Here is a 21,987-nt window from a genome sequence, read left to right as displayed (position 1 = left end):
TTGCTTTGAATATCCCATCCCCCATTTGGCAAGAATGGTTAGCAAAAAGAATGGGTGAATCAAATGAGAGGCATTGTACTATTGAATCCACATTACAAAATCGGGGATTTACATACGAATGAAAGCTTTGCAATCCAAAAGATTATGACGGACAAGTATATAGAATGGAAGAATATTTCCCCGGTCATACTGAATCCGTATCAAATCCATCCTTATTACACCATCCCGCATGAGCTTCTACTCAATTTACAAAATAAAAAAACGGGTCAAATCGATTGCCTGGTGCTTCACTCTCTAGAAACGATCGAACGCTTCATCTATATATACCCTGAAAAATGGCTTGAGCTTTGCGGATATTTCAAAGAGGTTATCAGCGTCGCGACTCAAACTCCCGTTAAGAAGTATGAAGCAAATTAATGCTTAAAATAAAAAATCATGGTACTAAAGTCATTGTGAATGATTCCAAAGGTTAAAGTCATTAATTGTTCATTCATTTACTTTGTGAGCTCCCCTTTTTCACAGAAGCGACTCATATATACATCTCTCCCCCCCCATGATTGTCGCTGTGCCGTTTCGCCCTCTCTTTATCTATTAAACCCCCTTCGGACTCATCGGCCTTTATATCAATTTTCCCAATTATAAGATTACTAGGAATTATATAACTTCAAAACATTCTTTTGGAAATATAGATAAATTTACGGATAAAGCATAGAAAAATAAGTTAATTTTATATATCATTGGAGATAGGAATTTTCTTATTTTTTACTTTTACTAGAAAGGAATGTTACTGATGGCCAAAGAAAAAAAGAAAAAAACCCCAATTCCTTTCCGACTGAACTTTATGTTCTTTTTAATATTCATTTTGTTTTCAAGCCTAATCATCCGGCTTGGCATCGTCCAAATCGTGTATGGGGATGATTACCTTCGAGAAGTGGACCGAACGGAAAACGATGTGGCCAATACCCCCGTTCCCCGTGGCAAGATGTATGACCGCAACTTGAATCCGGTCGTTGATAATGAGCCACGTAATGCCATCACTTATACGAAATACCCGAATACGAAAACGGCCGATATGGTGAAGACGGCAGAGGTCCTTGCTACCTTGATAGAAAAAGATACCAAAAAGGTGACCCTGCCGGATAAAAAGGATTTTTGGATTTTAAAACATCCGAAAGAAGCCGATGCCTTAATCACCAAGGCCGAGAAGAAGAAAGTAATCGAAAAGAAACTGGAGCAAAAAGATTTATACAAACTTCAAATGGAACGGGTGACCGATGAGAATGTCCAGGAATTTTCCAAGGATGAATTGGAAGTGATCGCCATCTTCCGGGAATTCAATAGTGGCTATGCCCTCGCACCGTCGATCGTGAAGAATAAAGATGTCACCACTAAGGAATTCGCCAGGGTCAGTGAACATTTGGATGAAATGCCAGGCGTGGACGTAACGACGGATTGGGAAAGGACCTATAAGTATGATGAGACCCTCCGCTCGGTTCTTGGCAAGGTCTCTTCTTCCGAAGAAGGCATTCCCAGTGAAAATATTGACTATTATCTGGCACGCGACTATACCAGGAATGACCGGGTCGGAAAAAGTTATATCGAAAAACAATATGAAGATGTCCTGCGCGGTCAAAAGACGCGGGTTGAAAATGTGCTGAGCAAAGGGGAAGTCATCAATACGAATACCCTCACTGAAGGGCAAAGCGGAAAAGACTTGGTCCTGACAATTGATATGGAGCTGCAGCAAAAGGTAGAAGCTATCATCGAGAACGAATTGCGGAGAACTAAGGCTAAAGGAAATACCTACTTATTGGATCGTGCCTTCGTCGTTTTAATGGATCCGAACACAGGCGAGGTGCTAACCATGGCCGGTAGACAATACGGCCGCAACAGTAAAACCGGCTTGACCGAAATGAACGATTTCGCCCTTGGTAACATTACGACCTCCTATACGATGGGGTCATCTGTTAAAGGAGCCACTGTCTACACGGGCTTTCAGACAGGAGCCATCGCACCAGGGTCAGCTTTTTTTGACAGAAAACTCCTTTTAGCAGGGGCTAAGAAAGGATCTTATAGTGATTTGGGTTATGTAACAGATGTCTCCGCGTTAAAGAAATCGTCGAATGTCTATATGTTCATGACGGCGATCAAAATAGCGGGCGGGCATTATATACCACATCGACCGTTAGGAATCAACAGGGAAGCTTATGCCATCATGCGGAATCATTATGCCCAATTCGGCTTGGGTGTCCGTACAGGCATCGACCTGCCAAATGAATCAGTCGGATTTAAAGGAGTCGACATGTCTACAGATGGATTGCTGCTGGATTTATCGATCGGGCAGTATGATACATATACTCCTATGCAATTGGCACAGTACGTATCGACGATTGCAAATGGCGGAAAAAGGCTGGAGCCCCGTATGGTCAGGGAAATAAGGAATCCTTCCAATGAACACAATGAATTGGGGAGCGTTTTTAAAACAATGAGCCCCAAAGTGTTAAATGACTTAAATGGGAAAGACGTTTGGATACAGCGTGTCCAGGAAGGATTCAGGCAGGTTGCCCAGGAGCCAGGCGGGACGGCCTATAAATATTTCGGCGGGAAGTCCTACCGTGCGGCAGCAAAAACGGGTACTGCCGAGGCCTTTTACGACGGACCGCGGAGGAATCAATATAGCGCTCCAGTCCCGACTATCAATCTGACACTTGTAGGATATGCACCTCACAATAATCCGGAAGTGGCATTCTCTGTCGTCGTGCCATGGGTGTATCAAGGCAAGCCCTCTGATGATATTAACAAACGGATCGGGCGGGACGTAATGGACGCCTACTTTAAATTGAAGGAAAAAAGAGCAAAAGGTGAATCTGATGCAGATAAGGCGGTAGAAAGCACTCAATGATAATTACAAAAAAGGCCTGCTCGATTACGAGCAGGCCTTTTTTTGATGCTTCATTTATTCCAGCTTTTGAACGAATTCCTTATATAGAGCCCTAAGTGCATCTCCCCTGCTGATGATGCCGACGACTTTATCATTTTTGTCCACGACGGGGATTTTCTTGAAATGATGCTTGGAAAGGACCTTTATCAATTCATCTAACGGATCTTCGGGGGAAAGCTTTGTTATCCTTTTATTTTTAATGATTTGTGAGACTTTATCATTCATTTTGGATGTAACCTTTTCATCCAATTCTTCACCGGGAAGAACCGTAATGTATGTGAAATACCCCATGATGGCTTCTTCTGCAGGTGTCAAATAACGAAGGATATCCCCGTCCGTAACCATTCCCAATAGTTTATCATGTTCATCCACGACCGGTACCCCGCCCACTTTATTTTCGATTAAGATTCGCAGAATTTCCTTTAATGTAAAATTTGGACGGGCTACATAGACTTCTCTTATCATGAAATCCTTAACTAACATATTACCACCCCTTTTTTATGTTTGGACGTTCTGTATTCATCTCTCTACTCTATAAATAATACCCTTACTTACTCTATTTAAAAACCGTTGCCGCCTGAACTGCCTTTTTCCAGCCAGTATATAATTCCTTTCGTTCCTGTTCTTCCATCCTGGGTTCGAATTTCTTATCGACTGCCCATAGCTTTGAAATCTCTTCCTGGCTTTCCCAATACCCGACAGCTAGTCCAGCCAAATACGCTGCACCTAACGCTGTCGTTTCACTAATAACCGGTCTTTCGACGGGGACATTCAGGAGACCGCTTTGAAATTCCATCAAGAAGTTGTTTTTGACGACCCCGCCATCGACCCTCAATGACTTTAGGTTAATCCCTGAATCGACTTCCATGGCGCTAAGGACATCTTTTGTCTGGTAAGCCAACGCTTCCAATGTTGCCCGGACGAAATGCTCCTTCGATGTCCCCCTTGTCAGTCCGAATACAGCTCCCCTGACATCACTATCCCAATAAGGGGTGCCTAATCCAACAAATGCGGGGACTACATAGACTCCATCGGCTGAAGTGACCCGCAAAGCATACTTTTCACTGTCTTTCGGATCATGCAAGAGTTTCAGCCCATCCCTTAACCATTGTATGGCCGAACCTGCGACAAAAATACTGCCTTCCAAGGCATATTCGACTTTTCCATTCAGCCCCCATGCAATCGTGGTCAACAGGCCATGCTCTGATTTCACTGCCTTTTCTCCTGTATTCATCAGCATAAAGCATCCGGTGCCATACGTATTCTTGGCCATTCCTTTTTCAAAGCATTCTTGGCCGAACAAAGCTGCCTGTTGATCTCCAGCTGCTCCGGCAATCGGGATTTCGTGTCCAAAGAAATGGTGTGGCGCTGTTTTCCCGTATATCTCTGATGAAGAGCGAACATCCGGGAGCATCGATTGCGGCACTTGCAAGATTTCCAGCAGCTCTTCGTCCCACTTCAGGTCATGAATGTTATACATCAGCGTCCTTGAAGCATTCGAATAATCGGTTACATGTGCTTTACCACCCGAAAGTTTCCATATCAGCCACGTATCGATCGTACCAAACAATAAGTCTCCGTTTTCAGCCTTTTCCCGTGCCCCATCTACATGGTCGAGAATCCATTTCACCTTTGTACCGGAAAAATAAGCATCAATCAACAAACCGGTTTTCTGCAAAAATAAGTCATCGAGACCCTCATCCTTCAAATGAGTGCAAATTTCGCTTGTCTGTCGGGATTGCCAGACGATGGCATGATGGATAGGCTGACCTGTTTCCTTATCCCATACCACGGTCGTCTCCCGTTGATTCGTTATGCCAATTCCAGCGATCTGTTCCGGTTTTACATTCATTTCCGATAGACAGGAAGCGATTACCGATAGGATGGAACCCCAAATTTCATTGGCGTTATGCTCCACCCAGCCAGGATTGGGGAAATATTGGGTGAATTCCTTTTGCGCAATATGCAAGACTTCCCCGCTTTTATTAAATAAAATGGCCCGCGAACTTGTCGTTCCCTGGTCCAATGATAATATGTAAGTCTCCATGGTTGTCTCCCCCTACACTTAAGATTACGTTTCATTTCAGCTTAAGTGTCATGCTGTTTTTTCTTTCTTCATTTTACTAGATATACCCTTGAAAACAAAAAATATATAAATCACGGCGAAAAACTGAAAAATATTGGCAGGTTAAGAGTTTATCTTTTACAATGAAAATAAGGCGGATAGGAGGAATGGAAAATGAATAACCATGAAATAGATTTTAAAATATATGGAGATGACATGCAGTTTGTTGAAGTGGAATTGGACCCTCAGGAAACGGTGATTGCCGAAGCTGGAAGTTTAATGATGATGGAAGATCGAATCAAGATGGAAACCATCTTTGGCGATGGGTCTTCGAATGGTGACAGCGGAATGATGGGTAAGCTATTCGGTGCCGGGAAACGGCTCCTTACTGGTGAGAGTCTTTTCATGACGGCTTTTACGAATGAAGGACGAGATAAAAAACACGTTTCATTCGCCTCGCCTTATCCAGGTAAAATCATCCCGATGGATTTAAGCGAGCTCGGCGGGAAAATCATATGTCAAAAAGACGCTTTCCTGGCGGCAGCAAAAGGCGTTTCGGTCGGAATTGAGTTTCAGAGAAAAATAGGGGCAGGCTTCTTTGGCGGTGAAGGCTTCATCATGCAAAAACTTGAAGGAGATGGAATGACCTTCGTTCATGCCGGCGGTACGATCCATAAAAAGGAATTGGCAGCAGGAGAGATTCTACGTGTCGATACAGGATGTTTAGTGGCAATGACTAGCGGGGTAGATTATAATATTGAAACTGTAAAAGGCGTGAAAACCGCTTTATTCGGAGGCGAAGGTTTATTCTTTGCAACATTAAAAGGGCCCGGAACCGTGTGGGTGCAATCATTGCCATTCAGCCGGCTTGCCAGCCGTGTATTTGCTGCAGCGCCGCAAAATGGAGGATCATCCGAAGAAGGCAGCGTAGCTAGAGGCTTATTCAATTTATTCAACGATAAATAAGAACCGACCAATGGCTGCCATCCTGGCAGTCATTGATCACTTTTGAAAAGGATGGGTAGCTACATGCAGCTTGTTAAGTGGTCCTACATGAGACGCTATAATATCAGGGCAATTTTTGATCAATTCCCAAATTCGCCTGTTATTTTCCGAAAAATAAGAGATTACTATTTTGTTTATACCAGTCACTGGACAGCTGCCGATGCCCCTATCGGCATAAAAGAGCTTGAAGAAATGGAACAGCTGCTCAACCGTGAGCTCGGAACTGAACTGCAATATCTCTATCGGAAAAAATGAGTTACTCCTCGTACATCATTTTTCTTGTCATGCCTCCATCGACGATAAGATCCGCACCCGTAACGAAATCATTTTCCGTTGCCGTCATATAAAGACAGGCCCTTGCAATGTCTTCCGGTTTGCCAACCCGATTGGAAAAATGCTGCTGATGATCTTTATCCCTCAGAGAGTCATAATCTCCCGTTTCAATCCAGCCCGGAGAAATCGAATTGACCGTAATTTTCTCTTTGCCTAAAGAAGCGGCAAGTGCATGTGTCAGTGCTTTGATCCCTCCTTTTGTCGCTGCATAGGACTCCGAATCCGGCTCAGACATTATCGCTCTGGTTGATGCTATATTGATGATTGCACCTCCCTTTTCATTTTTCCGCATCGATTCCGCGGCTGCCCGGGAACAAAGGAAAACACTGCGCAAATTCGTATTCATCATATCGTCCCATTCCTCAATCGTCAGATCATAAAGCGATTTGAATAATGCCTTTCCTGCATTATTGATTAATATATCAATGGTTTTATATGTTTTTAAAGTTACATCCATCAAATGTTGGATGTCAGCTTCCTTTCGTACATCCGTTTTAACGAACATTGCTTCATGACCGTTACTTTTGAGCTCTTCCACATACAGAACACCTTCCCGCTCGTCCAAATCTGCGAGAACGACTGAAGCGCCGCTTTCTGCATATCCCTTGGCCACGCCTTTACCTATACCATTCGAAGCGCCTGTTACAATCACCGTTTTATTTGTGAATCCCATTATTCCATCCCCTCTTTCACAGATTTGTCCCTATCATAATATCCAATTCGCTTCACTTCAAACATTTCCACGATTGATCAACTAATCCTTTTCCTTATCATCAAAAATCTGCAGAACCCTTATATTTTTGTAGCGGCCCTAAAGTGATGTATGATAGATAGTAATAACAAGAATGAACCACGGTGAAAGGCATTCGCCATTATCTTTCTTACAGTGTGAAAATTTATATTGGAGGAATGTAAAAATGGACTTATTAAAAAATGTGTTTTCTTTAGGATTAGGTGCTGCCGCTGCTACAAAAGAGCAAATTGAAAAAGCAGTGGACTCTCTTGTGAAAAAAGGCGATATCTCAAAAGAAGATTCCAAGGTTCTTATTAAGCAATGGGTCGAAAAAGGGGAACAAGCCCAAAAGCAGCTGGATGATTCCGTCAAGGCTAAAGTCACCCAAGCGCTCAATGGCCTAAACTTGGCAACTAAAGAAGAAGTTCAGGAATTGGAGCGCCGTATCGTGATTTTGGAAAAACAGAACCAAAACATACAATCCTGATCAGGAGGTACTTGAATGTTTCGCAAGCGACTGAAACACGCACATCGTTACCAAGAAATCATTAATGCCTTCTTGAAAAATGGTTTTGGTTACTTCATCTATCGTCTGGGATTATCCGAGAGCAAAGCTGCATCGAAACTCCAACCAGATGAAAACCTGAACCTCCGCTCAATCGGAGAGCGGCTGCATACGATATTACAAAACTTGGGACCTACATTCATTAAACTTGGACAGATTGCAAGTACGAGGCGTGATTTCGTTCCTGACGAAATCGTCCGCGAACTTGAAAAGCTACAGGACCAGGTCACCCCCTTTCCATTTGAGAGGGTTCGCAAAATTGTCGAAGCCGAATTGGGTGATTCTTTGGAAAACCTTTTTCTTGAATTTCATGAAACCCCACTGGCAACCGCTTCGATTGGGCAGGTCCACACGGCACGGCTTCCATCACAGGAAGTCATAGCAATCAAAGTGCAGCGGCCCGATATCCTGCCGACTGTGGAAACGGATTTGGAAATTCTCGATGATTTGGCAAGACTAATGGAAGCACGCATATCTTGGGCAAGACGCTACCAAATCAGAAAAATGATTGATGAATTCGCTAAATCACTCCGTGCAGAACTCGATTATAACTCCGAGGGCCGAAACGGGGAAAGAATAGCCAAGCAATTCATCGATGATCAAGGGTTTAAGGTACCAAGGATTCATTGGGAGTTTTCCACAAAAAGGGTCCTGACGATGGATTTCATACAAGGAATTAAGATCAATCATTTTAAACAGCTTGATGAAGAAGGTTATGATCGCCGGCAAATTGCGGAAAGATTAGCGAATTCCATGCTTCAGCAAATATTGATCGATGGCTTTTACCACGGCGATCCCCACCCTGGCAATATCATCATTTTGCCAGGGAATGTCGTCGCACTCATGGATTTCGGAATGGTGGGACGGTTGGAGGAAGAAACGAAGTTTCAGTTCGCCTCGCTTGTCATTAATCTGAAACGCGGCAGCACCAATGGATTGATCAAGACGCTTTCAGAGATGGGCCTCCTGACGGATGAAATCGACATGGCCCCATTAAGAGGGGATATCGATGAACTGCGAAATAAATATTATGATATCCCATTGAGCCAAATCAGCTTAGGCGGAGCTGTCAATGACCTGTTCACGGTTGCCAATCGGCATCAAGTCCAAATCCCTCCCGAATTCACGATGCTCGGCAAGGCTTTGCTTACCATGGAGGCAATTGTCGAAGGATTAGATCCGAATTTCAGCATTATGAAGGCAGCTGAACCTTTTGGGGAAAGGCTTTTTAAGGAACGCTACAATCCCAAAAACATTGCGAAGAACGCCTGGAATCAATTCATCGAGTCTGCTGAAGCCATTGCCGAATTGCCCAAGGATATCAGGGAAGTGACAGGTATCATTAAAAAAGGGAAATTGCGGCTCGATATCAACATTCCCGAACTCCAAGTTTTTTTACATAAGCTTGATCAAATCTCGAACCGGCTGTCTTTCAGTATTATCCTGCTAGCATTCAGCATAATCATGGTCGGTCTCATTATCGGCTCTGCAATAGGCGGGGAAACCTTGATCCTATGGAAGATACCGGTTATCGAGATTGGATTTGTCGTTGCAACCCTGATGTTCTTACTTATGCTCTACACCATTTTCAGATCCGGAAAAATGTAAACTTACGAAAAAGGGGTTCGAATTGATCTCCGGACCATGATTTTAAAACATACTAGGTTATCCTTCATGTTTTTTTACTGTTATATAAATGAGACCCTTGTAAAATTGAAGAAATTTGCGACACTCCTGCCGAATAACTGGCTAGCAAAGTCCCTACAGGCCTTTGCTTTGAAGAGGCTCGGCTCAGTCCGAGGAAAGGAAGCTGATTTCTTAAAGTAAGTTTGCCAACATTCTGAAGGGAACCCCTATAGTAAGGGAATTCCCTTTTTTCTTGATTTCATTCATTTGTTATTTATCCGACGTTCATAAGAGACGGCATATGCACTATGGCGAAAATGCAAGATTCGGTCTTCCGAGCATTCGATTCCTTCAGGAATATTGGTTGGATCGAACATTAATGTATCTTTTGACACTGCCGATTTTCTGGAAATCATTAAATGCCCTATCGTGATTACCTGTTTATCTTCCGACCAAGCTGTGGTTGGATCGTCAGTCGGGTCATTTTCCCCTCCTATTTGGATGTTCAATTTAAAGCCCACCGGACATTGCTTGAGCCTCTCTTCCATTTCTTCATCCAGATACTCCGGCGCCTGCTTGGCCACCTCCTTTTTTTCTAGCATACTAAGGCCGGCATCAGGTACCCACTCGTACTTGATGGCCTGCCGCCTTCCTTCCGCGTTAATGAAATAGAATGCATGAATGGAGTAATATTGACACATTGAGAAACTGGCTGGAGAACGCATTTCTTTAAGCATTTGCAGGCTTGCCTTGCTTTCAGGGTATTTCCACATGATTTTTGCAAGCTCTTTCAGATTGGGGAAACCTTCTTTGGCAGCCTTGAAAAAGTCAGCAATATCAACAAACGCTTCCGGTGTTTTCGCAAAGAATAACGGAATGGTCACAGTAATAAGATCTGATTCCTCTCCATTCGGCAATTGAAACTTGACGGCCATGCCCTTTACAGGGGAAATGGCATCAGGATGGCTTGGAATCGGCGAGCTATTTGAAAAACGAATGATCACCGGCACAGCTTCATCCTGAAGATGCGGAGCCACCGTTAATGGGGACGCTTTTCCGTTTGGGGTAAAAACCCCCTCATAAACATATCCCCTTGCATGCGCACGCCGATAACCAGGATATGTTCCAGCTACATTTTCAATCACATTAACTGCTTCTCTGGCTAGTTCAGGTTTAAAGTCGTCCATTCCCTCCAATACCTCACCCCACCTTTTCAGATTCGAATCCATTATTACATGTACCCCTTATTCCAATACTTATTCTTAAAAACACCTGGAAATATCCAGGCGCTGCACACATCATGTTAGAAAAATTACTCATTCCAGTTCCCGCTCCACCTTTGAAAGGATCACATGGGTAACAGTTGCCGCAAACGGAATGGTCCGATTGATGAATTCCTCAACTTCTTCAAGGCTCTCACTGTGGATTTTCAGCATAAAGCAAGCCTGCCCGGCAATTCGATAACAAAAGTCAACATTCGGCACCTTGGAGATATACTTTTTGAATTTCTCATATTCCCCATTTTTTATCGTTGCTTCCACGATACACTCAATTGGAAAACCAATCTTTTTATGATCAATCTCGGCAACATACCCTTTAATGATCCCGAACGACTCCATTTGCCGTACCCGTTCGGCAACGGTGGGAGCGGAGAGGTTTACTTTCTTTGCCAATTCCCTCATGGAAATTCGGCTATTCAACGTTAATTCAGCAAGGATGCTCTGGTCTTTTTCATCAATTTTCATTCTATAAATATTCCCCTTCTTTTCTTTACATTTATTCATTATTAAACCGAAATGCTTTACAAATGGAATTAAAATTCCTGGATTTTTATATTAGGATTATCTCAAAGGAGAGATGTACATGACAAGAATAAAAGAATCATCGCGGGGATCCAGTCCATTTCAAAGATTATTTCATTCTGAAGAGATTTCGCATAAATGGTCGGATCTCTCAGATTGCATATCTGCAGATGGGAAACTTTCAAAGAAGTTAAAGGAAAACGTCAGAAGGGTTCTGGCATACGGTAATGGCTGCTCATATTGTCAGGCAAAAGGGATTCCACTACAGCCGGAAGATATGAAAGAAAGCTATGCAATCGCCTTTGCGGAAGTATTCCTCTTGCAACGTGAAAAAACGGAGGAAAAGTTCTTCCTAGTATTGAAGGAGGCATTCAGTGATGAAGAGATTTCTGAACTATTGGCATTCATTTGTTTTACAACGGCCCAGCAATATTTCGGGGCTTTGATGGACTTATAATAACACCAAAAAAGGAACAGGCACTGCGCCTCGTTCCTTTCTGTAAATCTTCATTAGTTTCCGTGCAAACCCATTTACAAGGATCGGTTGAAATTCCACTTAGGATTTCGCACCTTGATCCTCCATTTCATTGATCCTAGGAAGGATGGAGCGGGAAGGTACCGGGGATGTCAAAACCACGGATGTATTCAGATGTCCATATGGTATTAATCGATCTATCAGTAATCTCATGCTGTCCATATCAGCCAAAGCCGCTTTCAAAAAATATCCAACAGTTCCTGTTACACGATGGCACTCGATAATGTCTAAATCATTTTTCACCAATTGCTCAAAATCGGAAACTGGAACCTTAAGTTCACTCACCTGAATGAACACAAGTACCCCCCTTCCTATTGCCAGAGGTGAAACCCTTGCGCTGAACCCCTCAATGATCCCTTTTTCTTGCAGGCGATACATACGTTCAGAGATGCTAGGTCGACTGAGAGCCAATTTCTTCGATAGTTCACTAATCGTAATGCGTCCATCCTTTTGTAAAAGTTCCAGTAAACTGACATCTATTTCATCCATGAAGCAACCGCCTTTCATAATGAAGGAATATAAGCTTATATTTCTTTAAAATGTTGTATGGATAGTGAAAAATACATTCTTTTTTGTATGTAATTTTATCAGTTAATATTCTATCATTAAAATAATCCAATAGAAAAAGAAAATTCAGAATTTACCAAAGGGAGGAACCTGCATTGACCTTTACGAAAATCCCGGTTCGACAAAACATCGAAAGCATTAGCCCATATGTTTCGGGCAAGCCAATTGAAGAAGTGCAACGTGAACTTGGTCTTGAAACGATTGTTAAATTGGCATCCAATGAAAATCCATTCGGCTGCTCAACTCTAGCAAAAGAAGCCATGATTACCGAAATGGAGCAAACCTCCTTTTATCCTGAAGGTATGGCACCTGCATTAGCTGAAAAGTTGGCAAGGAAATTGAATATCAATAAAGATCATATCATTTTAGGCAATGGATCTGATGAAGTGATTCGTTTATTAACACGAACCTATATCCAACAAAATGATGAAGTCATCATGGCTGATGTGACATTTCCACGATATGAAACGAATGTATTGATTGACGGCGGCACACCTGTAAAGATACCTCTTATTAATGGTGTACATGACCTGAAGGGGATGTATGATGCCATAACAGAAAAAACAAGAATGATATTTGTCTGTAATCCCAATAATCCGACAGGAACAATCGTTCAAAAAGAAAAGTTACGCTCTTTTATCGAGAAGGTGCCGAAACATATTTTACTGATTGTTGATGAAGCATACTATGAATATGTCGATGATGCAGAATATTTAGAAACCTTGCCGCTTTTAAATATGCATTCAAATCTGGTCATCTTACGCACTTTTTCAAAGATTTATGGACTGGCTGCATTAAGGATTGGATACGGTTTAATGGATGCTTCCATCATACAAGAGCTAGTTAAAGTGAAAGAACCCTTCAATACCAATCGTTTAGCACAGGCTGCGGCATTCGCTTCCCTCGACGACCATCGATTTGTTGAGGAATGTGTTCGTAAGAATGGGGAAGGAAGAAGATATTTAGAAAACGAACTAAGCAAGATAGGATTAACATTCTTCCCTTCACATGCCAACTTCTTGATGGTTAAATTGACTCAGCCTGGCAGGGACATTTTTGAGAAGTTATTAATTCAAGGTGTCATCATCCGTTCCGGTCATTTGCTAGGCTATGAAAATACTATCCGCGTGACCATCGGCACTCCACTTGAAAACGAGAGGTTCATATCCTCCTTAAAACATATAATTAATGAAACGTCAGGTACATGAACGATCGAAATGAATTTGCAGTATATCGATGATTATTAATGAAAGATACGACATGGACGCCTTTGCCCATGTCGTATCTTTTCCGTGATTTATTTAGCAATATCCTTTTCTATTATCGTTGTTTCCTGTTCATCCCCACTTTTAAATTTAAAAATGGAAATCGAGATTAATGCAGCCAACACAATCAGGCAAGCAATGATACTGATCCGATTCTGTTCACTGAAAACGAACGATACACAAATGATGCTTAAGGTGATTATGGCAAACAAGGTTACATATGGAAATCCCCACAATTTAAAACTCGGGGCTTTGGGATATGAATTGCGAAGTTTTAGCTGCGCTAAACAGATGCTGATCCATACAAGGGATACTACAAAACCTGGAAACGCCATTAATAAAGTAAATGCCTTGTCCTGTGCAACGAAAGTAATCATGGAGCCGACGACCAATACAAAAGCACTTAATATCAAACTATACAAAGGAACGCCATTTTTTGATACATAAGAGAACGACTTGGGAGCTTCCCCTTCTGCAGCCAAAGAATGCAGCATGCGGGTACACCCATATATTCCAGAGTTAGCGGCAGATAAGACGGCCGTAATCAAAATGAAATTCATGATATGTGCAGATCCCTGAAAACCGGACATTGACAAAACTTGTACAAACGGACTTGCCTGGTCGCTAATTTCGTTCCAAGGAATCAAACCGCAGATTACAAGTATCGGTAAGGTGAAAAATAATACGACTCTCCAAATATAGTTTTTAATGACCTTCGGTAAAATGCGTTCCGCATCCTTTGCTTCGGTTACCGTCACCCCGATTAACTCTGAACCGCCATAGGAGAACATGACGATCAGTAATGCCGAAAAGATGGACATCCACCCATTTGGGAAAAACCCACCATGCCCGGTGAAGTTTTGAAGATAATTAGATCCGCCGCTTGGGATGACTCCAAATAAAATACAGGCTCCCAATATGATGAATACGATGATCATTGTAATTTTAATGCCAGCAAACCAAAATTCGAATTCACCATAATTTTTGACATTCATCATGTTAATCCCAATGATGAAAGCCGCACACCCCAAACTTAATATCCATAGCGGGATTGCTGGGAGCCAATACTGCAAGAAACTTCCTGCCACTACTACCTCAATGACACATACGGATAGCCACATGAAACAATACATCCAGCCTATGATGAATGAAAAGCGGTTACCGAATGCTTTCTGAACGAAACCTTTCATATTCGTATTTGGATAGACAATTGCCATTTCCGCTATAGCACCCATGACTACAAGCAGTAATAATCCTGCAAAAATATAAGTGAATATGACTCCGGGCCCTGCTAACGATATGGTTTCGGCACTTCCTTTAAAAATGCCAGTACCTATTGCCCCTCCCATTGCCATCATGCTAATATGCCGCGGCAATAATTTCTTTTGCAGTGACCCACCATTTGATTCCATTACATCTGCCTCCTTCTTTCCATAATTTTTTCATATAAAAAATTAAACCCATTTCAATCGTTGAATGGCGAATAGATAAGTTATCTCATCAACCGTTTTGGTTTAGGAGTGGAAGGATGCAAAGCCTTCTTGAAAAATCTTTTCATACTTCACCAAAGTAAAAATGATATCAATATGTTGTTAGTTTTACAAGAGGAATCATCGCAGGCTATTACGGATCCTATCTGGTCAAACGCCGGGTCAAATTTTGGAAATGGCGTGAATTTGCTGATAGCCTTGCCTTTCGAGGACCAGTGACAGGTTTCTGACTCCATTAAAATAAAACACTCTAATCGGGGACTACTTTGGTAATCCCCATGACTTTACCTTTTCCTATTTATTTACGATGTGAATCGCATGTCCCAAAACTGCCTCAGCCGCTTCCATCCACCCCTCAGTCAAAGTTGGATGTGGATGCATGATGAGGGCTATATCTTCGACCCTAGCCGCCAGCTCAAGGGCAAGGACCCCTTCACCTATAAGGTTGGAAGCATCAGCACCTACCATATGCATTCCGAGCAATATGTGGCTATCAGCATCCACGATCACTTCAGCAAATCCTTCTGTTTCATTCGTTGCAAGCGCCCTTCCATTGGCACTGAACGGAAATTTGCCGATTTTGACGCTGTATCCCTGTTGTTCAGCTTCTTCACGGCTTAAACCAACACCAGCTATTTGTGGGTCCGAGAAGATTACATAGGGAACATTAGGTGAGTCAACGGCACTTGGCAGCCCCCCTATCACTTCAGCTGCCACTATACCCTGTTTGGACGCTCGATGCGCAAGAGCTGGACCAGGTGTAATATCACCGATGGCAAAGATGTGCGGCACATTTGTACGACATTCCATATCCACTGCTATATGGCCTTTTTCACCAACTGTAACTCCAGCCCGATTCAGGCCAATTTCTTCAGAGTTAGGTACCCTCCCAATTGTAACCAGGGTCTTTTCACTCACGACCACTTCCATCCCCTGTTCCTCTGAGGATACATGAAGGTGTACATGGCCATCCACTACACTCGCCTTTTCTACCCTCGTGGATGTTTTAATATTCACCCCAAGCTTCTTGGCATTCCGGTTGACTTCCTTTACAAGGTTTTCAGCAATTTGGGGGAGTATGCGATTGGCCATTTCAATGATGGTCACTTTAGTACCTAGCTTTGCAAATGCCATACCCAATTCGATTCCGATATATCCACCGCCAATGATCGACAAGCTTGATGGAACTTCCTGCAGCTGCAAAGATGATGTTGAATCCAATATATATTCTCCATCGACTTTAATGAAGGATGGAATGAATGGTCTGGACCCCGTCGCAATAATTGCCTGTTCAAACTTGTAGGTTTCAAAATCGCCATCGGTTTCAACTCCAATACGGTCATCAGATAAAAAGGCTGCTTGACCTTTAACCACCGTCACTCCATTTTCCTTACACAAATGGGCAATACCTTGCCTCAACTGAGATGTGATGCCCGCTTTCCAATCCTGCCAAACTCCCAAGTCCATAGTGGTACTTTCCTGGGATAGCCGGATTCCCATTTTCCCTAAATCGTTAAGCCTTTGGTATTGATCAGCTGTGTGAATTAATGCCTTTGAAGGTATACAGCCCCGATTAAGGCAAACCCCGCCCAGCTTTTCCTTTTCAACCAGCACGACCGATTTTCCTAACTGGCCGAGACGGATAGCCGCAGCATATCCTCCCGGACCTCCTCCAATGATGATAACATCCGTCTCTACAGCAACTTCCCCTACTACCATTTATCTCATCTCCACAACTAAACGAATTGGATTTTCCAGCAATTCCTTGATTCTATTGGTAAAATGCACCGCTGTTACCCCATCAATCAAACGATGATCGAAAGAAAGAGACATATTCATCATTAAACGGATAACACCTTCCAAATCGCGAACGACCATGCGATGTTCCATTTTATGCAAAGCTAGTATGGCCGCTTCCGGATAGTTAATGATCGGGGTCGCGTGCATCCCTCCGATCGGTCCTACATTGCTGATGGTAAATGTACTGCCTGTTATTTGATCAATGCTCAACTTCCCTTCACGGGCTTGGGCTGCCAATTGCCTGATTTCATCAGCCAGTTGGAAAATGGTCTTTTGATCGGCATGTTTTATGACAGGAACTATGAGACCCTCTTTTGTATTCGTCGCAATCCCAATATGATAATAATTCTTCAGGATGATTTCATTGGTCTTTTCATCAATTGAAGCGTTTAATGTTTTGAACTCCTTTAAGGCGATGACAATGGCTTTAACGAAAAATGGCAAAAAAGTCAACTTAATATCCTTATCATCGGAGTACTCTTTTAATTGATTTTTAAATTCCTTCAATCGGTCCATTTCCAATTCATCTACATGGGTTACATGAGGAATGGTCGAAACCGACTTTACCATATGTTCAGCGATTTTTTTTCGAATGCCTTTAAGCGGGATCCGCTCTTCCCACTCATTTTCCACTCCTTTTGCCTGGATGGCATCATTCATCTGGTCCATCTCTTGAACAATCTTGTTATCATGATGTTTGGCATCTTCCAGTGTAATCGAGTTATTTTCTTTAAACTGCTTTAGGTCACTTTCGGTAATTCGCCCAGCCGGACCGGAGCCTTTAACCTTCTCGATATCAACCTTCATTTCCCTCGCCATTTGACGAACGAATGGCGTTGCCAACGCACGCGCTACCTCATGATGCTGTTTAGTCGTAATATGCTCTGCATTTACTTTTACATCACCAGATTGCACGACTTGGATTTCTTCTTCAATCATGCCTTTATCCGGAACTGACACATCGTTCTCTTCCTGAATTGTGAATATGGTGGTTCCCACTTCCACGATATCCCCTTCGGAAAAAAATATTTTCTTGACCACTCCCGCCGCAGGAGCCGTCAGTTCTGCATTGACTTTATCCGTTTGCACCTCAACAATGGGTTGGTCCTGTTTTACCGCCTCCCCTTCTTTGATGAGCCATTGGATAATTTCCCCTTCATGCATCCCTTCCCCTACATCAGGAAGTTTAAATTCCATCATGCGTCATCCTCCTTCTCCCTTAATCACAATTAAAATGATAATGTTTCGACAATTCCTTGTTTTACACGGTCAACAGTCGGTAAATAATGATCTTCTATTGTAAACGGCGGAACCGGTACATCAAATCCTGTTACACGCTTAATCGGCGCTTTCAGGTAAATAAGAGCTTCATCATTAATGATGGAGATAATCTCCGCACCTAATCCGGCAGTCTTATGGGCTTCATGGACGATTAATGCACGACCTGTCTTTTTAATGGATTGCACGATCGTATCCCTATCTAAAGGGTATAATGTTCGAAGATCGACCACTTCACACTTCCAGCCTTTTTCTGCTTCAATCTTTTTCGCGGCATTCAATGCCTCCCTTAGCATGGCACCCCATGCATAAATGGTCAGATCGCTTCCCTCCTGGACCACTTTTGCTTGCCCGATTGGTATTCGGTACATTTCTTCGGGAACTTCTTCCTTAAAAGCCCGATACAATTTAGTCGGTTCCAAAAAAATCACAGGATCTGGATCTTCGAGGGCTGAAATGAGCAGCCCTTTTGCGTCATATGGATTACTGGGTGCAACCACCTTTAAACCCGGGGTATGGGCAAAGAAGGTTTCGACACTTTCGGAATGAAGTTCAGGGCCCCTGATTCCGGCACCATATGGCGTACGGATTAAAAGGGGCACCCCAAATTGCCCACGGGTACGATACCTCATACGGGCAGCATGGGAAACGAGTTGTTCGAATCCCGGATAAATAAAGGCGAGAAACTGTATCTCTACTATGGGCAGCATTCCATTAAGGGCTAAACCAATGGCAGAGCCGATGATTCCGGATTCAGCTAATGGCGTATCAACGACTCGATCTTTTCCATACTTCTCATAAAGTCCTTCCGTCGATCGAAAAACCCCGCCATTCACTCCAATATCCTCACCCAAGATCATCACGCGATCATCATGACCCAGCATTTGGTCCATCGCTTCCGTAATAGCCTGGAGCATCGTTAAATTTTTGCCCATTATTTCTTCCCGCCTTTCCTTAGGATTTGGTTCAATTCCTGCTTCTGTTCCTTTAAATGCCATGACTCCTCGGCATATACATGGTTAAACATTTCGAGCGGGTCGGATTTTGGATACCCTTCGGCTTTTTGAAGGTGAGCATCAATCAGTTCGTTGAATTGTTTTACCGCCAATTCCTCCTGCTTTTCATTCCAGTGACCTTCTTTATTCAAATACTTTCTAAGACGTGTAATCGGATCCCGGTTTTCCCTCCAGAACGTTGAAATTTCATCCTGATCGCGATATATGTTCGGATTGTCTGCAGTAGTATGGGCGCCATAACGAAAGGTAATGGCTTCGATTAATGTAGGTCCTTCCCCTTTAAGCGCTCTTTCGACAGCTTGCTTTACAGTCAGCCATACTGCGAAAATATCATTTCCATCCACTCGCACCCCATGGATGTCATAAGCGGCAGCCCGCTGGGATATTGTTTTGGATGCCGATTGCTTTTCAAAAGGGACACTGATCGCGTAGCCATTATTTTGGCAGAAAAAGATTGTTGGGGTTTTATAAACTCCAGCAAAATTCAGTGCCTCATGAAAGTCCCCTTCAGAAGTGGCTCCATCACCAAAATAGGCAATGCTAACATTCTTTTCGCCTCTAATCTTACTTGCCCAAGCCGTTCCAACTGCATGAACCATTTGAGTGGCAATTGGAACACTTGGAGGCAATATCCTTTTTCCTTCTGGACAAATTGAGCCATCAAAATGCGCCATCCAGTATAGGAAAACACGGTATAATTCCTGCCCATGAATGATTGCCGCTCCATGATCACGGTATGTGGGAAACATCCAATCCCCTGCCGACAACGCTAAAGCGCTTCCTACCTGGGATGCTTCCTGTCCTTCGAAAGGTGCATAAGTTCCAATCCTGCCTTGGCGCTGGAGATTAATGGATTTTCGGTCAAATGTTCTGAGCAGGAGCATGCTCTCATACATCTTTAACATAAGTGATTTATCGATTTTCCCATCAATCGTTTCAATGATTTCCCCATCAGGAGTCAATACACGAAACATTTCCGGCTCAACTTCATTTGAATACGCTTTCATTATTGGGTTTCCCGTCTTTTCCATTTCATTTCTCCCCTTAAGATAGATTTGTTTCGCAAACTTACCAAGGTTTTGAACAGTCATGAAATAACAGCCCAAAATGTATTTATTGGTCTTTATGTCTGTGATTAAATGCTGTTTCATAAACTAATTTCCTTATATAAAAGGATAATACATCCATGTTTTTAATAATATGTTAAATAGAATGAATTTTTCGCAATTTACCTTTATTTAGAATATGTTTTCTGATACCTCACCTTCATTTTGAAAACGAGAACCTTTAATGTGGAAATATCATATTGATTACCTACAAATTGTTGATATGCTCGATCGATTCAAGACCTATCCAAAAAGTATCCAGCACAAAAAAAGACCCATTATATAATAAATGCGTCTTAGACTAGTTGCCTGCCGTTTTTTTCTTTAAAAATGTTGCAGTTGATTTCGGAAATCCGCTCCCTTTCCGCCGACTGTCTGCCAAGCCTCATCAAAGCGAGCTCTGTGGGGTCTCGGCTTCCCAGTTATTTGGCAGGAGTGTCGTAAATTTCTTCAATCCAATGAAGGTTTCATTCATATCCAAGTTTACTTTTAAAATAATGGTTTGGGATTAGATCAATCGAACCCCTTTTTGTCGACAAACTGAGACCCATTATATAATTATGGGTCTTTTTGCATTTCATGATTGATGGGGGTATTACAAGCATCGGAATTCGCTCCTGCCATAACCGAGATCCATTCGCGGAATACCCTACCAACAAAATTAGAAAGATCTACCTTTCAAATGTTCCTTTCACGACTGTTTGACCATCTTTGACCATTATCTGCCCCATCGCGATAACACTATTCATTTCTAAAGTTTTTTTCTTCATCATGATGATATCGGCGTCCTTACCTACCGCAAGCTGCCCCTTTGTAGAAAGTTTTAAAATGTTTGCCGGATTTTCCGTCACAACTCTTATGGCATCGGCAATTGTCACTCCATCCTCGAGGATCGCATCGACAACACAATCATATAAGGACATGCATGTACCAATGTTCAAACCGCGCAGGTTACCGCCGTCATCGAAGTCAGGCAGGCTGGCTTGTCCATCTGAAGTTATGGTGATCTGCCCGATTTCAACGCCTTTTTCCAGTGCCATTTTTATTGCTGTACTTGCTTTGACCTCGCCTTCTTCAAGGAACTTCTGGATCGTACTTGTCGTAAAATCGATATACCCCCCTTTTTTTGCATATTCCACACCTGCATTGAATAAATGCGGATTTCGGTTTATATGTGTAGGGTAGAACTGAGTGATCGGTATTTCCGTTGTCTCGACAACTTCTTCAATTACATGCAAATGATCTAGACTGTCTCCTACATGAATGTTGACGATACCGCTTTTCCCGGACAACAGACCTCCATTACGCGCCTGAGAGGCCAGTTTAGCCAGTTCAGCTGCAGTCGGCTGTGAAGAACGATGATCGGCAATGGCTATTTCGCCAACACCGATAATTTTATCCACAAGAATCAAATCATCTTCGATTTTACCGGTTAACGTCTTGACTGGAACTTGATAGGAACCAGTTTGAACGAAGCAGCTAATTCCTTCTTCTTCAAGCGCTCTCGCTTTAGCAAGCAGTGCTGGCATGGTCCTTGTCGTTCCATCTGTTCCGATGACCCCTACCAATGTCGTTATACCCGCTAAAGTGGCATCTGTTAATTGGATTTCTGGTGTCCTCGTTTTAAAGCCCCCTTCCCCACCTCCGCCGATAATATGTACGTGGGCATCTATAAAACCCGGAACCACAATTTGATCACTCGCATCAATCACTTTCATTTCAACGAAATTGGCAGGTACATCAATCTTGTCCTCAATGAAGCCAATTTGCTTTCCAACCAAGAGGATATCTTTTTGGCCCATATATTCTGGACCATAAAGCTCCCCATTTTTAATAAGTGTGAGCATTGTTCGTTCCCCC

The 21,987-nt window shown here is 42.8% G+C and carries 20 protein-coding genes; 8 read left to right on the top strand and 12 right to left on the bottom strand.

Annotation, left to right across the window (positions count from 1 at the left end):
* The first annotated feature begins 63 nt into the window (after positions 1-63).
* Positions 64-417, top strand: a complete 354-nt coding sequence (locus tag FNK51_RS08850) for a hypothetical protein (RefSeq protein ID WP_141993084.1) — start codon at positions 64-66, stop codon at positions 415-417.
* A 373-nt stretch (positions 418-790) separates the two neighbouring features.
* A complete protein-coding gene (locus tag FNK51_RS08845) occupies positions 791-2,902 on the top strand; it encodes a peptidoglycan D,D-transpeptidase FtsI family protein (RefSeq protein ID WP_141993083.1) in 2,112 nt (703 codons plus the stop codon).
* Positions 2,903-2,956: 54 nt separating this feature from the next.
* Here FNK51_RS08845 and FNK51_RS08840 read toward each other — a convergent pair whose 3' ends face one another.
* Both FNK51_RS08840 and glpK read right to left on the bottom strand, forming a co-directional pair.
* Complete coding sequence (locus tag FNK51_RS08840; protein WP_098372535.1) at positions 2,957-3,424, bottom strand: CBS domain-containing protein; 468 nt, start codon at positions 3,422-3,424, stop codon at positions 2,957-2,959.
* A 73-nt stretch (positions 3,425-3,497) separates the two neighbouring features.
* Entirely contained in the window at positions 3,498-4,988 is a 1,491-nt protein-coding gene (gene glpK, locus FNK51_RS08835) for a glycerol kinase GlpK (RefSeq protein ID WP_098372536.1), read from the bottom strand.
* A 192-nt stretch (positions 4,989-5,180) separates the two neighbouring features.
* Here glpK and FNK51_RS08830 point away from each other — a divergent pair, with 192 nt between their 5' ends.
* Entirely contained in the window at positions 5,181-5,972 is a 792-nt protein-coding gene (locus FNK51_RS08830; protein ID WP_076367363.1) for a TIGR00266 family protein, read from the top strand.
* 63 nt (positions 5,973-6,035) lie between these two features.
* Complete coding sequence (locus FNK51_RS08825; protein ID WP_141993082.1) at positions 6,036-6,266, top strand: hypothetical protein; 231 nt, start codon at positions 6,036-6,038, stop codon at positions 6,264-6,266.
* 1 nt (position 6,267) lies between these two features.
* Here the strand turns inward: FNK51_RS08825 and FNK51_RS08820 are convergent, their stop codons facing one another.
* Positions 6,268-7,017 carry an SDR family NAD(P)-dependent oxidoreductase gene (locus FNK51_RS08820; protein ID WP_141993081.1) on the bottom strand — a complete coding sequence of 250 codons (750 nt, stop codon included), beginning with the start codon at positions 7,015-7,017 and terminating at the stop codon, positions 6,268-6,270.
* A gap of 244 nt (positions 7,018-7,261) precedes the next feature.
* Between FNK51_RS08820 and FNK51_RS08815 the strand changes: the two genes are divergently transcribed.
* Both FNK51_RS08815 and FNK51_RS08810 read left to right on the top strand, forming a co-directional pair.
* The gene (locus FNK51_RS08815) at positions 7,262-7,564 is read left to right on the top strand and encodes a phasin family protein (RefSeq protein WP_141993080.1); all 303 of its coding nucleotides are present in this window, start codon (positions 7,262-7,264) and stop codon (positions 7,562-7,564) included.
* Positions 7,565-7,579: 15 nt separating this feature from the next.
* Positions 7,580-9,250 carry an ABC1 kinase family protein gene (locus FNK51_RS08810; protein ID WP_141993079.1) on the top strand — a complete coding sequence of 557 codons (1,671 nt, stop codon included), beginning with the start codon at positions 7,580-7,582 and terminating at the stop codon, positions 9,248-9,250.
* A 281-nt stretch (positions 9,251-9,531) separates the two neighbouring features.
* On the opposite strand, the gene FNK51_RS08805 is transcribed toward FNK51_RS08810, so the two are convergent.
* Together FNK51_RS08805 and FNK51_RS08800 are read right to left on the bottom strand one after the other, a co-directional pair.
* Positions 9,532-10,497, bottom strand: coding sequence for a catalase family peroxidase (locus FNK51_RS08805; RefSeq protein WP_141993078.1), 966 nt, complete (start codon positions 10,495-10,497; stop codon positions 9,532-9,534).
* Positions 10,498-10,584: 87 nt separating this feature from the next.
* A complete protein-coding gene (locus tag FNK51_RS08800) occupies positions 10,585-11,013 on the bottom strand; it encodes an Lrp/AsnC family transcriptional regulator (RefSeq protein ID WP_098372542.1) in 429 nt (142 codons plus the stop codon).
* A 118-nt stretch (positions 11,014-11,131) separates the two neighbouring features.
* Between FNK51_RS08800 and FNK51_RS08795 the strand changes: the two genes are divergently transcribed.
* Positions 11,132-11,527 (top strand): carboxymuconolactone decarboxylase family protein, encoded by a 396-nt coding sequence (locus FNK51_RS08795; protein WP_141993077.1) that lies wholly within the window; start codon positions 11,132-11,134, stop codon positions 11,525-11,527.
* Between the two features lie 99 nt (positions 11,528-11,626).
* On the opposite strand, the gene FNK51_RS08790 is transcribed toward FNK51_RS08795, so the two are convergent.
* Complete coding sequence (locus FNK51_RS08790; RefSeq protein ID WP_141993076.1) at positions 11,627-12,094, bottom strand: Lrp/AsnC family transcriptional regulator; 468 nt, start codon at positions 12,092-12,094, stop codon at positions 11,627-11,629.
* 173 nt (positions 12,095-12,267) lie between these two features.
* Between FNK51_RS08790 and hisC the strand changes: the two genes are divergently transcribed.
* On the top strand, positions 12,268-13,380 hold the full coding sequence (gene hisC / locus FNK51_RS08785; RefSeq protein ID WP_141993075.1) for a histidinol-phosphate transaminase: 1,113 nt from the start codon (positions 12,268-12,270) through the stop codon (positions 13,378-13,380).
* An 89-nt stretch (positions 13,381-13,469) separates the two neighbouring features.
* Here hisC and FNK51_RS08780 read toward each other — a convergent pair whose 3' ends face one another.
* The 6 genes from FNK51_RS08780 to iadA form a co-directional block, all read right to left on the bottom strand.
* A complete protein-coding gene (locus FNK51_RS08780; RefSeq protein ID WP_098372545.1) occupies positions 13,470-14,849 on the bottom strand; it encodes an amino acid permease in 1,380 nt (459 codons plus the stop codon).
* Between the two features lie 372 nt (positions 14,850-15,221).
* Positions 15,222-16,646 (bottom strand): dihydrolipoyl dehydrogenase, encoded by a 1,425-nt coding sequence (gene lpdA / locus FNK51_RS08775; RefSeq protein WP_141993074.1) that lies wholly within the window; start codon positions 16,644-16,646, stop codon positions 15,222-15,224.
* A complete protein-coding gene (locus FNK51_RS08770; RefSeq protein ID WP_141993073.1) occupies positions 16,647-17,927 on the bottom strand; it encodes a dihydrolipoamide acetyltransferase family protein in 1,281 nt (426 codons plus the stop codon). It lies immediately after the preceding gene.
* Positions 17,928-17,956: 29 nt separating this feature from the next.
* Complete coding sequence (locus tag FNK51_RS08765) at positions 17,957-18,940, bottom strand: alpha-ketoacid dehydrogenase subunit beta (RefSeq protein WP_098372634.1); 984 nt, start codon at positions 18,938-18,940, stop codon at positions 17,957-17,959.
* Positions 18,940-20,028, bottom strand: a complete 1,089-nt coding sequence (gene pdhA, locus FNK51_RS08760; protein WP_098372633.1) for a pyruvate dehydrogenase (acetyl-transferring) E1 component subunit alpha — start codon at positions 20,026-20,028, stop codon at positions 18,940-18,942. Before pdhA ends, FNK51_RS08765 begins: the two co-directional genes overlap by 1 nt.
* A 770-nt stretch (positions 20,029-20,798) precedes the next feature.
* The gene (gene iadA / locus FNK51_RS08755) at positions 20,799-21,974 is read right to left on the bottom strand and encodes a beta-aspartyl-peptidase (protein ID WP_141993072.1); all 1,176 of its coding nucleotides are present in this window, start codon (positions 21,972-21,974) and stop codon (positions 20,799-20,801) included.
* Positions 21,975-21,987: the final 13 nt, after the last annotated feature.

Origin of the sequence: Bacillus sp. B4EP4a (assembly GCF_006680105.1) — a bacterium.
GTDB lineage: Bacteria > Bacillota > Bacilli > Bacillales > DSM-1321 > Peribacillus > Peribacillus simplex_E.
This window is presented reverse-complemented; position numbering and strand designations above follow the sequence as displayed.